Annotated in this window: 13 protein-coding genes and 1 pseudogene; 2 read left to right on the forward strand and 12 right to left on the reverse strand. The window is 68.8% G+C overall.

Annotation, left to right across the window (positions count from 1 at the left end; all coding sequences use genetic code 11):
• Positions 1-2 precede the first annotated feature (2 nt).
• A pseudogene (locus ABIC51_RS40855) lies at positions 3-218 on the forward strand (MFS transporter); the annotation flags it as partial.
• On the opposite strand, the gene ABIC51_RS21915 reads toward ABIC51_RS40855, so the two are convergent.
• Together ABIC51_RS21915 and ABIC51_RS21920 are read right to left on the reverse strand one after the other, a co-directional pair.
• A complete protein-coding gene (locus ABIC51_RS21915; protein ID WP_146254399.1) occupies positions 189-431 on the reverse strand; it encodes a hypothetical protein in 243 nt (80 codons plus the stop codon). The pseudogene ABIC51_RS40855 and the gene ABIC51_RS21915 sit on opposite strands and share 30 nt — an antisense overlap.
• Complete coding sequence (locus ABIC51_RS21920; RefSeq protein ID WP_354006631.1) at positions 428-1675, reverse strand: alkaline phosphatase family protein; 1248 nt, start codon at positions 1673-1675, stop codon at positions 428-430. The genes ABIC51_RS21915 and ABIC51_RS21920 overlap by 4 nt, the downstream gene beginning before the upstream one ends.
• Before the next feature lie 424 nt (positions 1676-2099).
• Between ABIC51_RS21920 and ABIC51_RS21925 the strand changes: the two genes are divergently transcribed.
• The gene (locus ABIC51_RS21925) at positions 2100-2906 is read left to right on the forward strand and encodes an alpha/beta fold hydrolase (protein ID WP_175862540.1); all 807 of its coding nucleotides are present in this window, start codon (positions 2100-2102) and stop codon (positions 2904-2906) included.
• Positions 2907-3073: 167 nt separating this feature from the next.
• Here the strand turns inward: ABIC51_RS21925 and infA are convergent, their stop codons facing one another.
• The 10 genes from infA to ABIC51_RS21975 form a co-directional block, all read right to left on the reverse strand.
• Positions 3074-3337, reverse strand: a complete 264-nt coding sequence (gene infA / locus ABIC51_RS21930) for a translation initiation factor IF-1 (RefSeq protein WP_027791717.1) — start codon at positions 3335-3337, stop codon at positions 3074-3076.
• Positions 3338-3805: 468 nt separating this feature from the next.
• Positions 3806-4009 (reverse strand): cold-shock protein, encoded by a 204-nt coding sequence (locus tag ABIC51_RS21935; RefSeq protein ID WP_006483056.1) that lies wholly within the window; start codon positions 4007-4009, stop codon positions 3806-3808.
• Positions 4010-4299: 290 nt separating this feature from the next.
• The gene (locus tag ABIC51_RS21940; RefSeq protein WP_027791718.1) at positions 4300-5379 is read right to left on the reverse strand and encodes a 3-ketosteroid-9-alpha-monooxygenase, oxygenase component; all 1080 of its coding nucleotides are present in this window, start codon (positions 5377-5379) and stop codon (positions 4300-4302) included.
• A gap of 67 nt (positions 5380-5446) precedes the next feature.
• On the reverse strand, positions 5447-7912 hold the full coding sequence (locus tag ABIC51_RS21945; RefSeq protein ID WP_146254395.1) for an efflux RND transporter permease subunit: 2466 nt from the start codon (positions 7910-7912) through the stop codon (positions 5447-5449).
• 64 nt (positions 7913-7976) lie between these two features.
• A complete protein-coding gene (locus tag ABIC51_RS21950) occupies positions 7977-8954 on the reverse strand; it encodes a WD40/YVTN/BNR-like repeat-containing protein (RefSeq protein WP_060195606.1) in 978 nt (325 codons plus the stop codon).
• A gap of 191 nt (positions 8955-9145) precedes the next feature.
• Positions 9146-10351: an acetyl-CoA C-acyltransferase gene (locus ABIC51_RS21955; protein ID WP_146254394.1), complete on the reverse strand. Its 1206-nt coding sequence runs from the start codon at positions 10349-10351 to the stop codon at positions 9146-9148.
• A 17-nt stretch (positions 10352-10368) separates the two neighbouring features.
• Entirely contained in the window at positions 10369-10854 is a 486-nt protein-coding gene (locus ABIC51_RS21960; RefSeq protein ID WP_146254448.1) for a MaoC family dehydratase, read from the reverse strand.
• Positions 10854-11654 (reverse strand): SDR family oxidoreductase, encoded by an 801-nt coding sequence (locus ABIC51_RS21965; protein ID WP_059697333.1) that lies wholly within the window; start codon positions 11652-11654, stop codon positions 10854-10856. The genes ABIC51_RS21960 and ABIC51_RS21965 overlap by 1 nt, the downstream gene beginning before the upstream one ends.
• Positions 11651-12853: an acyl-CoA dehydrogenase family protein gene (locus ABIC51_RS21970; protein ID WP_059650534.1), complete on the reverse strand. Its 1203-nt coding sequence runs from the start codon at positions 12851-12853 to the stop codon at positions 11651-11653. The genes ABIC51_RS21965 and ABIC51_RS21970 overlap by 4 nt, the downstream gene beginning before the upstream one ends.
• Entirely contained in the window at positions 12850-14184 is a 1335-nt protein-coding gene (locus ABIC51_RS21975; protein ID WP_175897497.1) for an acyl-CoA dehydrogenase family protein, read from the reverse strand. The genes ABIC51_RS21970 and ABIC51_RS21975 overlap by 4 nt, the downstream gene beginning before the upstream one ends.
• Between the last annotated feature and the right edge of the window lie 2 nt (positions 14185-14186).

Genomic DNA, 14186 nt, shown 5'->3' on the forward strand with positions numbered 1-14186 from the left:
CGAACGCGGGCGTCGGCGCAGTGCAAGGGGTCGTCGGCGGCGCGGCAACCTCGCTTCTGCTGCCGACGGGCCGGCTGCTCGCCGATTTGCGCGGCCGGCGCCGCATCTTCATCGCGGGCACGGCTCCCTTCACCGTTGCGTCGCTGCTGTGCGCGCTCGCGCCTTCGGTATCGGTGCCGCTCGCCGCATCACCGATGCTTCCCGCCGTGCCTGCGCTGCCGATGCGCTTCGCGCGCCCGCAGCAGCGACGGCATCAGTTCCTCGATGTATTGCCGCGCCTGCCCTCGCGTCACGATCTCGCTGAAGCGCTGATGGGCCTTGTCATGGCCGACCAGCGCCGCATGCGCTTTCTTCAGGATGTGCAGGTATGCGATCAGGCTCGTGCCGTCGCGCACGGGCAGCGCATCGCGCGGGTCCGGTGTCGTACTCATGTTCCGATCCTTTGCGGACAATCCGTCCGGCACGTAGTCGTCACGAGCCCCAGCAGGTCGTTCGCGAGACGGTCGCGGTCGGTCAGCGGCGCCAGGCCGAACAGCCGCTCGAGCGTCGCGGCGACCGACGCATGGTCGTACGTCGTATGGTCGACCTGCCCGGCCGCGACCCACGGCGAAATCACGATCGCCGGCACCCGCACGCCGTACACGTCGAACCCGAAGCCGCTCGTGTTCAGCGTCGCCGCCGCGCCATCGTTCGGCGGCAGCGCGGCGCCCGGCCCGACCGAATCGTAGAAGCCGCCGTGCTCGTCGTAGCAGATCACCAGCAGGCTGCTGTTCCACACCGGCGAATTGCGGATCGCGTTGTATACGCGCGCGACGAGCTGGTCGCCGCCGGCGAGGCCGTCCATCGGATGCTGCGAGCTGCCGTTCTGGTAGGTGCCGTGCACGATGTCGCCGTAACCGGGCTCGATGAACGTATAGCGCGCCGTATAGCCCGTAGCGAGATCGGCCTCGAAATGCGCGAGGTCGTCGATGTCGAAGAAGCTGATGCCCTTCAGCGACGCCACCTGCGGCACGTGGCCGACCGGATTGCCCGTCTGGTCCTGGTAGATGCGCCAGTTGTCGTCGCCGAGCGCGGCGAAGATCGAACCCTTCGGATACGGGAAACCGTCGAACGCGTCCCACCCGGCCATTTCCTCCCTGGTCGGCGAATGGTCGAGCCCGGCCGACGACGCACCGTGCAGGAAAAAGCGATTCGGCCAGGTCGGCCCGGGCATCGACGCGTGCCACGCGTCGCACAGCACGAACGCGTTCGCGAGCGCGTGCAGCGACGGCGCCTGCGTCGCGATGTCGACGCCCTGCATGATCTTGCCCGCGTCGGCCGGCTGCGGCGGCTTGCCTTCGGAACGCGACGTCGCGTAGTTCGACACGAATCCGGTATTGCGAACCGGCGGATAGGCCTGCCCTTTCACGAACGGCACGCCCGCGCCGCAGAGCTGCTCGAGCACGTCGGTGAATTCATGACACGGATCGGTCGGCATCCGGTCGGGCGCGCCGTCGCCGAACGGATAGACCGAGCCGCCATACGCGTTGCTGTTGCCCGGCGACGCGGCGACGATGCCGGGGTAGCCCGACAGCGCGAACAGGTGGTCGAAGGAGCGGTTCTCGAGCATCAGCACGAACACGTGCCGGATGCGGTCCTGAACCGACGGGGATGCGGGGGCTGCGTCTGCACTCATGGCGCCTCCTGGCGTCGCGCGACGAAAGTCCGGCTGGCACGGCCGTTGGCCCGCTGAAAGACGCTGAAGGAATTGAAAGCCGCACGCGCGGCGCGGGCCGCGAATTGCCGACGAGTGTACGACCGCGCCGGCCCGCACGTAAAGCCGCACGCGAACCGCACGCGAACCGCGTCGCCGCGCGTGCGGTCAGCCGCCGGCCGACGCGGTTTTCCGCGTCACGACATCGGTCTGACGATCGCGTTGCGGCTGTCGGACGACAACCGCCGGTCAATGCGCGCCGCATCGACGTGTCGGGCGGGATGGCACGTCGAACGTTGACTTTCGCCGATTGGCCCGATACGATCGACGCACTTTCAAGACGCCCTCCCGGTCCGCCGGGAGGGCGTTTCGTTTTGGTTCACCCACCAAAAGGAAACGCCTTGAAATGAACCGTATCGACACCCTCTCCTCCGGGCCGAACGCCGACCACGACGGCCTCGGCTACCTGCGGCACGGTACCGGCCCCGAATGCGTGATGGTCCTGCACGACTGGCTCGGCGACCATACGAACTACGCGGCGCTGCTCCCGTATCTCGACGAATCGGCATTCACGTACGTGTTCGTCGACCTGCGCGGCTACGGCGAATCCATCCACCTGCGCGGCACCTGTACCGTCGACGAGATCTCGGCCGACTGCCTCGCGCTCGCGGACCGTCTCGGCTGGCCGCGCTTTCACGTGATCGGCCATTCGATGACGGGCATGGCGACACAACGGCTCGCCGCCGATGCGCCCTCCCGCATCAAGAGCGCGATCGCCGTGTGCCCGGTGTCGGCCGCCGGCAACCGCCTGAACGACGACGCACGCGCGTTCTTCGCGAGCACGGCCGTCGATGACGATGCGTTTCGCCGGCTCATGCGATTCGTGACGGGTGGATTGTCGGCGCGCTGGGCCGACCTGAAGCTGCGGCAGAACCGCGAGCGCGTGGCCCCAGCCTGCCGGCTCGCGTATCTCGACATGCTGACCGGAACGGATTTCGTCGACGATGTCCGCGGGCTCGACACGCGCTTCCTGGTGATCGTCGGCGACAAGGATCCGGGGCTCGACGAAGCGGCGATGCAGGCGACGTTCCTCGCGTGGCACCCGAACGCGCGGCTCGCGACGATACCGAATTGCGGGCATTACCCGATGCAGGAGTGCCCGCCGTATTTCGCGATGGTCATCGAGGATTTCCTGCGGGACGCGGCTGCCTGAGCGTTGCGCACAAGCAGCGGCCGGCGAAGGCGATGTGGGCCGCTGCGGCATGACGACGCCGCCGGCGGCCGGTAAACGGCAAGCAACGGGCCGTTCATCCGGTTCGTCCGGCCGTGGAGGCCGGACGGGATTCGATCGGCACGCGGTTGCGCGCCGATCGTTGCCGCTTAACGACGCGGCCCACCGGTTCGCTGCGGACGCGGCGAATTCGCGTCCTTGTGCCGGAAGTTGATGCGGCCCTTGGTGAGGTCATAGACCGACAGTTCCAGCGTCACGCGGTCGCCCGCGAGAATGCGGATGTGGTTCTTGCGCATGCGGCCCGACGCGTACGCGCCCACCACGACGCCGTTTTCCAGCGTGACACGGTATTTGCTGTCCGGCAGCACTTCGTCGACGATTCCGTCCAGTTCCAGCAGTTCTTCTTTTGCCAAACCAATTCCTCCAGACAAGGTAATTGACCGCAGCCGCGGCGATCTGCCCGGCGCCGTGTCCCGCAACCGGACGGCGGCCGGCAGGCTGCCGGGGATCGGTTCGTTCAGACGGGCCATGGGCCTGTCTTGCGATCGGAGCCCGGCGCGTTGCGGCGTTCAGGCGGTCGGTGGCGGCGGCGCATAAAGCGCCGCGCAAGTCGGGACCGCGCCGGCAAGGCATGGCGGCGGTCTGCTCGGGTTGATGCGTTGAAGCGGTGATGCGCTGGCGAAGCGGCGGGCGCTTCGCGAGGGCGTTGCGTCGCACGCCATACAGGCATGCGATGAGGGAGGCGACACGACCGATGCATCGTGAATGTCGCGATGCATCGGTCGTGCGCATCGGAAACGCGCCGGCTGCCGCCGAAGCGGCGCCGTGCGCGCCAATCCGTCCGACGGCGGCCACCGTTTGGCGGCCGCTGCCGATGCGGCTTACTGCGGCGTGATGTTCGACGCTTGCAGACCCTTCGGGCCGCGCTTCACTTCGAAGCTGACCTTCTGGCCTTCGGCCAGGGTCTTGAAGCCCGTGCCGCGAATTTCAGAGAAATGGGCGAACAGATCGTCGCCGCCGTTGTCCGGGGAGATGAAACCAAAGCCCTTGGTTTCGTTGAACCACTTGACGGTACCGGTATCCACAAATACTTCCTTAATACGAATAATTGAACATGCGCCCGCAACGGGCACAGAAAGACTCAAAAGAGGGAGAGACCAACGACCGCCGCACGGAGTGCGGCCAATGATGAGCAATCGAACTTCTTGAACACTTCGGCCATGGACACTACGCGGTAGCGGCCGTTTCGTCAAGACATTTTGATGCGGCGCACAAGCACACCCGCCGCGTGCGCCTTGCGCGGCGGGTGTTGCCGGCCGACGGGACGCATTTCGATGCGCCCCCGCTTTCCGGCCGGCGGACGGCCCGCCGGTTCTTACCGCGGCTCGAACACATGATGCAGCGCCGGCGGCGCATCGCCTTCGCGAATCCGCATCTCGAACGCCTTGCGCGCGACGCTCGTCGGCCGCACGTCCGCCACGTCCAGGTAGAACTGCGAATACCAGTCGCGCATCTGGTATAGCGGCCCGTCGCCCTCGCACAGCAGCGGGTTGTCGATCCGCGTCTTGCTGTGCCAGATGTCGACGTCCTCGTAGAACGCGCGCTGCGCTTCCTTCACGTACGCGTTCGCGATCTCCGTGTTCTGCTCGTCGGACAGCCCGGCCACCTTCTTCACGATCACGCCGTAGCGCAGCTCGAAGCTGTTCATGTCGATCGGCACATGGCAGTTCAGCAGCACCGAGTGGATCGGCTGCCCGCCGCTCCGCCCCGTCATCTGCGTGATGTGCACGGCCGGCCCGAAATACGTCGACAGCGCGGTCAGGGCGTCGCCGCCGAGCTTCTCGCTGCGGCCGACCATCAGCTGCGTCGCCTTGTGGTCCTCGAACAGGTTCGCGAAATAGTCGATCGGCGCGCGGTGCACGGTCGCGAAGTGCGCGACGTCCGAGATGTTGTCGACCAGCTCGCGGCAGTTGGCCTGGATCACCATCTTGTCGACGACCCAGTCCGACCATTCGTCGGAGAAGCACACGTCGAGGCGCGGAATCGCGACTTCCGGCGGCGGTGCGTTGCCTTCCGGGTCGTTCCAGACGAACAGCAGGTTGTTTTCCTCGCAGGTCGGCCATGCGCCGATGCGCGCCTTCGGCGGGATCCGCTTGCAATACGGAATCGATGCGCACTGCCCTTCGCCGCTCCACGCCCAGCCGTGGAACGGGCACACGAGGTTGTCGCCCTGTACCGTGCCGAGGCTCAGGTCGGCGCCCATGTGCGGGCAGTACGCGTCGACGACGTTGACCTTGCCGGTCGAATCGGCGAACACGGCGAGCTTGCGGCCGAAGGCGTTCAGCGTGTGCGGCTTGCCGTCCTTGTAGTCGCGGGCGAGCCCGAGGCAGTGCCAGCCGCGCGCATAGCGCTGCGCGAGCGGCTGGGCTTCGATCTTGTAAGGGCGTGCGGACATGTGGGTTGACTCCTCTTGTGGACAACGCGCGGCGGCCGGCCGCGCGCGGGGGAAATGGGGGCGCCGGTCAGCGCACCGGGTTGCCGGGTTCGAGCGCAGGCGACGGTTTCAGCGTTGCCGGAGCCGCCGGCGACGGCTGCGCATGCGCGTGCTGCACGCGGCGCTCGGCACGCTCGACGCCGAGCCACGCGGCGAGCGCGGGCAGCAGGAACACGGCGCCGAACAGGTTCACGAGGAACATGAACGCGAGCAGCACGCCCATGTCGACCTGGAACTTCAGCGCGGAAAACGCCCACGTACCGACGCCGATGAACATCGTGACGGCCGTGAACAGCGCGGCCGTGCCGCGCTGGCGCATCGCATCGGCGAATGCGTCCGGCAGCGTCGCGCCGTGGCGGAGGTCGTGCTGCAGGCGTTCGTACAGGTAGATCCCGTAGTCGACGCCCACGCCCACGCCGAGCGTGATCACCGGCAGCGTCGCGACCTTCAGCCCGATGCCGAGAAGCGCCATCACCGCATTGCACAGGATCGACACGAGCGTGAGCGGCACGACGATGCACAGCACCGCGCGCCACGAGCGGAACGTGACCGCGCAGAGCAGCGCGATCGCGCCGAAGATCGACAGCAGCATCGCGATCTCCGCGTCGCCGACCGCCTCGTTGGTCGCCGCCATCACGCCGACGTTGCCGCCCGCGAGCCGGAACGCGACGTTCGGCGTCGGGTTCTCGGCCGCGAAACGCCTGATCTCGTCGACGATGTGCGCGATGGTCGTGCCTTCGTGGTTCTTCGTGTAGATCAGGACCTGGATCGCCTTGCAGTTCGCGGTGTTCATCCCGTTGTCGGGATCGAACGCGTTGGAGCCTTGCGTGAGCCCGTCGCTCGAGCGCGGCAGCGCGGCCCAGCGCGGGTTGCCCTCGTTGAATGCGGCGATGAACACCTTGCCCTGCGACGACACGCTCGTCACCGACTGCACGCCGGCCACGCCGCGCATGTTCATCTCGAACTGCTCGATCGCGCTCATCACCGGGTAATGCAGGCACGCGTCGTCGAAGCCGGTCGTCTCGACGATCACCGACAGCACGTCCACGCCGATGTTGTACTGGTGCGTGATCGCCGCGTTGTCGATGTTGTAGCGCGAGTTCGCGCGCAGCTCCGGCGCGCCGGTGCCGATGTCGCCGATCTCCAGCTTGCGCGATTCGAGCGTGCCGTAAGCGAGCAGCGCCAACGCCACCGCGAACACGCCGAGCGCGGGCGCCGGCCGCGCGAACACCGCGAAGCGCGACCACCTCCCGCTGCCGCCGGCCGCCGCCGTGCGCTGCGCGCGCGCCAGCGTGCCGCGTTCGAGGCGCGTGTACGACAGCAGGATCGGCAGGAACACCTTGTTCGTCACGATCATCAGCAGCACGCCGAGGCACGCGGTAATGCCGAGCTCGCGCACGATGTCGATCCTGATCCGCATGATGACCATGAAGCCGAGCGCGTTGGTCAGCAGCGCGACGGTGCCCGGCACGAACAGCTTGCGGAACGCGTCGCGCGCGGCGTCGACGGGCGACGCGCCGCGCACCAGCGCCTGCTTCCATGCGTTGGTCATCTGCACCGCGTGCGACACGCCGATCGAGAAGATCAGGAACGGCACGAGGATCGACATCGGGTCGATGCCGAGCCCGAGCAGCGGCAGCGCGCCGAGCAGCCACACGACCGGCAGCAGCGCGACGACGAGCGCCAGCACGGTGGTCTTCAGCGAGCGCGTGTAGGCAAACAGCAGCGCGGCCGTCACGAGGAACGCGAGCGCGAAGAACGCCATCACGCCCGCGATGCCGCTCTCGACGTCGCCCACCAGCTTCGCGAAGCCGATGATGTTCACGTCGATGCCCTGCTTCGCATAACGCGCGCGGATTTCCTCGAGCTGGCGCGCGACCGCGCTGTAGTCGAGCCGCTTGCCGGTGGCCGGGTCGGTCTCGCGCAGTTCCGCGCGGATCAGCGCCGATTTCAGGTCGTTGCCGACGAGGCGGCCGATCTGCCCGGAACGCGCGACGTTGCGGCGCACCTTCGCGAGATCGTCCGGGTTCGCGCTCGAGAACTGGCCGGGCACGACCACGTCGCCGCGAAAGCCGGCCTCGGTCACTTCCGTGTAGTGGACGTTCGGCGTGAACAGCGAGAACACGCGCGAGCGGTTCACGCCGGGGATGAAGAAGACGTCGTCGGTCGCGTGGCGCAGCGCGTCCATGAACGTCTGGTTGTAGATGTCGCCGTCGCCCTTCCAGCGCAGGCTCACGAGGATCGTGTTCGCGCCGGGGAACGCACCCGCATAGCGCTCGAACACCTGCATGTACGGGTGCTGCATCGGGATCATCTTGTTGAAGCCCGGATCGAGCTTCAGGCGCGTGGCCGACAAGCCGAGCGCGAGCGTCACCGCGACGCACAGCAGCATCAGCAGCTTGCGCCGGCGGATGATCGTGTCGGCGCAGCGCTCGACGAACGCGGCGAGACGCGACGCGGAAACGGCTTCAGGAGGACGTGACAGGTCGTTCATGGAATTCTCGGGTCGGGACGGACGATGCGAAACGAACGGAAGGCGGCGCTGCGGGCGGCCGGCATCAGGACGGCGACGGCGTCGACGCAAGCGCGCCGGCCAGCGGCGCGACGCCGGCCTCGCCGCCGAGCAGCAGCGCGCCGTGGCCCATGTCGAGCACGGCCGCGAGGCTCTGCACGCCGCCGAGCTTGCGCACGTCGAAGGTCAGCCCGCCGTCGCGCGACGCGACGATCGCGCCGCCCTGCCCCACCAGCACGAGTTCGCCGCCGGTGAGCTGGGTCGCGCCGAAGTACGACACCGGCACGTGGCTGTCCACATGCGTCCAGGTCGCGCCGCGATCGGTGCTGCGCACCACGTTGCCGCGCATCCCGTATGCGACCCAGTCGCCGTTCGCGAGCATCAGCGCGCCGAACAGCGAACCGGCGTACGGCGACGGCAGCTTGTCCCACGTGGCACCGTTGTCGGTCGAGCGCAGCAGCGTGCCGCTCTCGCCCGCGACCAGCAGGTTGCCGTGGCCGTCGCCGACGATCGCGTTGAGGTGACGGTCGCCGGCCGGCGTCTTCAGCGGCTGCCACGTGAGGCCCGCGTCGTCCGAGCGCAGCAGCTGGCCGAAGCTGCCGGCCGCGAACAGCGGGCCGCCCGCCGCGCCCCACACGGACAGCAGCGGATCGGAATGCTCATGGTCGATGTGCACTTCACGCCAGTGCATGCCGGCGTCGTCGCTGCGCACGATCCGGCCGTCGTGGCCGACCGCGATCCCGAGCGTCGGCGTGATGAAACGCACCTGCGTGAGCGTCGATGCCTGGTCGGGCGTGACCGACGCCGGCCGCCAGCGGGCGCCCGAATCGTCGCTCAGCAGGATCACGCCGCGTTCGCCGACCGCGACGATGCGCGCGCCGGCCCGGGCGAGCCCGTTGATCTGCAGCCGGTCCGCATGGATCGCGGTGACCGGGAACGCCGGCAGCGGGCGCGGTGAAAACGCGAACAGCGCGGCGCCGAGCACGAGCGCCGACATCGCGAGTCCGGGCAAGGTTCGTTTCATGGCTTGTCTCCTGTTTCTGCGTTCGACGGCCGTTGGCGCAGGCGCGCCGACGACCGTCGCCTGCAAGTCTCCGGGCCGCCGGTCATGGCCGCGGCCTCGAATCGTCGTTCGTGAATGGTTCGCCGCGTGTGCGGCGCGGCCCATCCGCGTGCCGCTACGTCCGCTACGTGCCGCTATGTCCGCGACGTGCCCTATGCGCCGACCTCGAACAGCGCGGCGGCACCCATCCCGCCGCCGATGCACATCGTCACGACCGCGTGCCGTATGCCGCGCCGCGCGCCTTCGAGCAGTGCGTGCATCGTCATCCGCGTACCCGACATCCCGAACGGATGGCCGAGCGCGATCGCACCGCCGTCGACGTTCAGCCGCGTGTCGGGAATGCCGAGCGTGTCGCGGCAGTACAACACCTGGCACGCGAACGCCTCGTTCAGCTCCCACAGCCCGATGTCGCCGACGGTCATCCCGAAGCGCGCCAGCAGCTTCGGAATCGCGAACACCGGGCCGATGCCCATCTCGTCGGGCTCGCAGCCGGCCACCGCGAGGCCGCGGAACGCGCCGAGCGGCGTCAGCCCGCGGCGTAGCGCCTCGCTGCGCGACATCACGACCACGGCCGCCGCGCCGTCCGACAGTTGCGACGCATTGCCGGCCGTCACGAACTCGCCCTGCTCGACGACCTTGCCGCCGCTCCACGACGGCTTCAGCCCCGCGAGCCGTTCGGCCGTCGTGTCGGCGCGCACGCCTTCGTCGCGCGCCGCACGCAGATCCTCGTGGCCGGCCGGGTTGCCTTCCTTGTCGAACAGCGCGCGCCGCACGTCGAGCGGCGCGATTTCCGCATCGAAGCGGCCGGCCGCCTGGGCGTCGGCCGTGCGCTGGTGGCTCTGCAGCGCGAATTCATCCTGCGCCGCACGCGAGATTCCGTAGCGGCGCGACACGATCTCGGCCGTTTCCATCATCGCCATGTAGGCGGCCGGCTGGTGGTCGAGCACGGCCTGCGAACGCGCGCGATACGCGTTCTTGTGCTTGTTCTGCGTGAGCGAGATCGACTCGACGCCGCCCGCGACGACGATCCGCGCATCGCCCGCGCCGATGCTGCGCGCGGCGCTCGCGATCGACATCAGGCCCGACGAGCACATGCGGTCGATCGCCATGCCGGGCACCGATGCCGGCAGCCCGGCCGCCGCCGCCGACAGGCGGCCGATGTTGTAGCCCTGCGTGCCCTGCTGCGCGGCGCAGCCGATCAGCACGTCGTCGACGTCGGCCGGCGCGACGCCCGCGCGCCCGAGCGCGGTGCGCACCACGTGGCCGCCCAGCGCGGGTGCCTCGGTGTCGTTGAACATGCCGCGAAACGCCTTGCCGATCGGCGTGCGTGCGACGGAAACGATGACTGCGTCTTCCATGGGCTGGCTCTCTGAATCTAGAAGTAGTAACGGCTGATCGTGTCGGCCACGCAGCCGGGTTTCGCTTCGCCTTCGATCTCGACGGTCACGCGAATCCATGCCTGCACGCCGCCGTCGAGCGGCTCGACGCGCAGCAGCTCGCCGACGCCGCGCACGCGCGCGCCGACCTTCACCGGCGCGGGGAAACGGATCCTGTCGCAGCCGTAGTTGACGCCGAGCCGCACGCCGTCGATACGCACGATCTGCGGCAGGAAATGATTGACGAGCGACAGCGTCAGGTAGCCGTGCGCGATGCACGCGCCGAACGGGCCGTCCTTCGCGCGCACCGGGTCGACGTGCACCCACTGGTGATCGCCGGTCGCGTCGGCGAAGCCGTCGATGCGGATCTGGTCGATCGCGAGCCACGCGCTCGCGCCGAGCGTGTTGCCGACGGCCGCCGCGAGTTCGCCGGGATGCGCGAACACGCGGGGCGTCGCGCGCACGGGGTCGAGGGTCGCGCTCATCATGCGTGCTGGCTGCTGACCGACAGCACTTCGCCCGTCATGTACGACGCGTAATCGCTTGCAAGGAACACCATCACGTTCGCGACCTCCCAGACTTCGGCGGCGCGCCCGAAGGCTTCGCGCGACGCCAGTTGATTCAGCAGGTCGGCCGGGGCCGACTTCTTCAGAAAATCGTGCATCGCAATGCTCGGCGCGACCGCGTTGATGCGCACGCCGTACGGCGACGCCTCGAGCGCCGCGCAGCGCGTGAGCGCCATCACGCCCGCCTTCGCGGCCGCGTAGTGCGCCTGTTCCGCCTGCGCGCGCCAGCCGAGCACCGATGCGTTGTTGACGATCGCGCCGCGGCCGCGGGCCTGCATGTGCGGCAGCATCGCGCGCGTCATCCGGAACGTCCCGGTGAGGCTAATGTCGATCACGCGCGACCATTCGGCATCGTCCATATCGACGATGCGGGTCGACCCGCCGAGCCCCGCGTTGTTGATCAGCACGTCGACGCCGTCGAGCTTGTCCTGGGCGTCGGCAACGAGTGCCTGTACGTCGGCCTCGACCGCGACGTTGCACAGGCGGCCGTAGACCTGTTGCAGCCCCGTTTCGGCACGCAGCGTTTCGACGGCCTGTTCGAGGCGCTTTTCGTGGATGTCGGAGATGAACAGCGCGCGGCAGCCTTCCTCCGCGCAGCGGCGCGCGGCCGCGAAGCCGATGCCGGCGCCGGCGGCGGCCGTGATCAGCACCGATTTGCCTGCGAGCAGTTGGTGGCCCGGCACGTAGGCCGGCGCTTTCTGGATCTGGGGTTCGGTCATGCGGTGCCTCGTGGTTCCCTGGGCATGCCGAGCCCGCGCTCGGCCATGATGTTGAGCTGGATTTCGTTGGTACCCGCGTAGATCGTGTCCGCACGGGAGAACAGGAATACGCGCTGCAGATGGGTGAGCTTTTCGTCGGCCGGATCGATCACGTTCGCGCGAGGCCCGAGCGCGTCCATCGCGAGCTGGCCGAGGTCGCGGTGCCAGTTCGACCAGAAATACTTGTAGATCAATGCCTCGCGGCGCAGCGGCGCGGTGGCACCGCCATCTGCGTCGTCGGCGCCGGACAGCATGCGCAGCGCGTTGTAGCGCATCACGCGCAGCCCGGCCCATGCGCGGCCGATCCGCTGCCGCAGCACCGGGTCGCGGTCCGCGCCCGATTCGCGCGCGGCGTCGATCACCCATTCGAGTTCGCGGACGAACTGCATCTGCTGGCCGAGCGTCGACATCCCGCGCTCGAAGCCGAGCAGCGTCATCGCGATCCGCCAGCCGTCGCCGGGCGCGCCGACGAGGTCGCGTGCTTCCGCGCGCGCGCCGTCGAAGAACACTTCGTTGAATTCCGCGCCGCCGTTGAGCTGCCTGATCGGCCGGATCTCGATGCCTGGCTGGTCGAGCGGCATCAGCAGGAACGACAGCCCCTTGTTGCCCTTCGACGCGGGATCGGTGCGCGCGAGCACGAAGATCCAGTCGGAATCGTGTGCGAGCGACGTCCAGACCTTCTGGCCGTGGACGCGCCACGTACCGTCCGCATCCTGTTCGGCACGCGTGCGGACATTCGCCAGATCCGAACCCGCGCCCGGCTCCGAATAGCCCTGGCACCAGAACTGCGTGCCGGCGAGAATGCCGGGCAGGAAGCGCGCGCGCTGGTCGTCGGTGCCGCATGCGACGAGCGTCGGCCCGAGCAGCCCTTCGCCGATGTGGCCCATCCTTCCCGGGCCTCCGGCGCGCGCGTATTCCTCGTGGAAGATCACCTGTTCGGCCACCGAGAAGCCGCGCCCGCCGGCGGCGGTCGGCCAGCCGAGGCCGGTCCAGCCGCCCTGCGCCAGTTCCCGCTCCCATGCCTTGCGCAGGTCGGGAAACGCTTCCTCGTCGCCGGGGCCGCCGCGATATTTCAGGCACGCGAATTCGCCGGTCAGGTGCGATTGCACCCAGTCGGCCACTTCGTGCCGCAATTGCTGTTCGCGCGTTTCGCTGTTCATTGAAGGGCTCCTGCGCGTGCGGCGGACGGGCGGGCGGGCGCCGCAACCGCGGCGTCGGGCGCGTCGTCGCGGTGCGCGTCGCCGCCTTCGATCGCATGGGACGCGATCCATTCGAGCAGTTGCGGCGTGCTGCCGAACTGCGCGCCCGACGCCTGCGCGCGCTTGAAGTAGAGATGCGGGTCGTATTCCCACGTAAAGCCGACGCCGCCGTGCAACTGGATCGCTTCCTGGGCGCAGAACGCATACGCGTCGTTCGCGGCGGATTTCGCCGCGGCGATGTCGGCACGCAATGCGTTGCCCGGCACCACGCTGCCGGCTTCCGCGTCCCATGCATGCGCGGCGCCGAGCACGGCCGAGCGCGCCGATTCGATCAGCACCATCATCTGCGCGCAACGGTGCTTGACGGCCTGGAACGACGCGATCGCGCGGCCGAACTGCACGCGCTGGCTCGTGTAGTCGAGCGTCAGATCGAGGCATTGCTGTGCGCCGCCGAGTTGTTCGGCGGCCAGCGCGAGCGCCGCGAACCATGCGGCGCGTTCGAGCACCTGCGCCGCGTCGCGGCCCGCAATCAGCGCGTCGCGGCTCACGCGCACGTCGTCGAGCGCAATCCGTGCGAGCGGCCTCGTCGCGTCGAGCGTATCGAGCGGCGTCACCGCAACGCCGGCTGCGCCGGCAGTCATGTCGATCGCGAACAGGCCGACCGACTGCCCTTCGTTCGCGATCCGCGCCGGAACCAGCAGCAGGTCGGCGCGCGCACCGTCGAGCACTTGTGCTGCGACGCCGGACAATGCAAAGCCGGCCGCGGTTTCTTCCGCGATGAACGGAAGCGGTCGCGCACTGGCCGGTTCGTCGAACGACTCGCCGAAAGATGCGCCGAACGCATTGGCACCCGGCCGGCCATATGGCCGGCCGACCCGCGCCCCACCTGGCTCGCCGAACGGCCAGTCGAACGGCAGCGCCAGCGTCGCGCTGCACGCGCCTTCGGAGATCTTCGCGAGCCAGTCCATCGCCAGCGGATTGTCAGTGCAGCCCGCGAGCGCGGTCGCCGCCAGGCACGCGGTCGAAAAATACGGCACGCACGCGATGCGCCGGCCAAGCTGTTCCATCAGCACCGCCTGCTCGACCGCGCCGAGCCCGAGCCCGCCCGCTGCCTCCGGCAGCGCGAGCGCGTTCCAGCCGAGTTCGCCAGCCAATGCAGCCCACAGCGCATCGTCGCGGCCGGCCGATTGCTCGAGTGCGCGGCGCACGTCGGCGGACGCGCTGCGTTCGGCGAGTACGTCGGCCGCCGCGTCGCGGATCATCGCCTGTTCGTCGGTGAGCGCCAGATCCATGC

It is taken from the genome of Burkholderia sp. 572 (assembly GCF_040545135.1).
GTDB classification, from domain to species: domain Bacteria; phylum Pseudomonadota; class Gammaproteobacteria; order Burkholderiales; family Burkholderiaceae; genus Burkholderia; species Burkholderia cepacia.

Coding starts and splice junctions, on each gene's coding strand:
- ABIC51_RS21915 (WP_146254399.1), bottom strand. CDS start 431: ATGAGTACGACACCGGACCCGCGCGATGCGCTGCCCGTGCGCGACGGC.
- ABIC51_RS21955 (WP_146254394.1), bottom strand. CDS start 10,351: ATGGAAGACGCAGTCATCGTTTCCGTCGCACGCACGCCGATCGGCAAG.
- ABIC51_RS21940 (WP_027791718.1), bottom strand. CDS start 5,379: ATGTCCGCACGCCCTTACAAGATCGAAGCCCAGCCGCTCGCGCAGCGC.
- ABIC51_RS21965 (WP_059697333.1), bottom strand. CDS start 11,654: ATGACCGAACCCCAGATCCAGAAAGCGCCGGCCTACGTGCCGGGCCAC.
- ABIC51_RS21975 (WP_175897497.1), bottom strand. CDS start 14,184: ATGGATCTGGCGCTCACCGACGAACAGGCGATGATCCGCGACGCGGCG.
- ABIC51_RS21920 (WP_354006631.1), bottom strand. CDS start 1,675: ATGAGTGCAGACGCAGCCCCCGCATCCCCGTCGGTTCAGGACCGCATC.
- ABIC51_RS21945 (WP_146254395.1), bottom strand. CDS start 7,912: ATGAACGACCTGTCACGTCCTCCTGAAGCCGTTTCCGCGTCGCGTCTC.
- ABIC51_RS21925 (WP_175862540.1), top strand. CDS start 2,100: ATGAACCGTATCGACACCCTCTCCTCCGGGCCGAACGCCGACCACGAC.
- ABIC51_RS21950 (WP_060195606.1), bottom strand. CDS start 8,954: ATGAAACGAACCTTGCCCGGACTCGCGATGTCGGCGCTCGTGCTCGGC.
- ABIC51_RS21970 (WP_059650534.1), bottom strand. CDS start 12,853: ATGAACAGCGAAACGCGCGAACAGCAATTGCGGCACGAAGTGGCCGAC.
- ABIC51_RS21960 (WP_146254448.1), bottom strand. CDS start 10,854: ATGAGCGCGACCCTCGACCCCGTGCGCGCGACGCCCCGCGTGTTCGCG.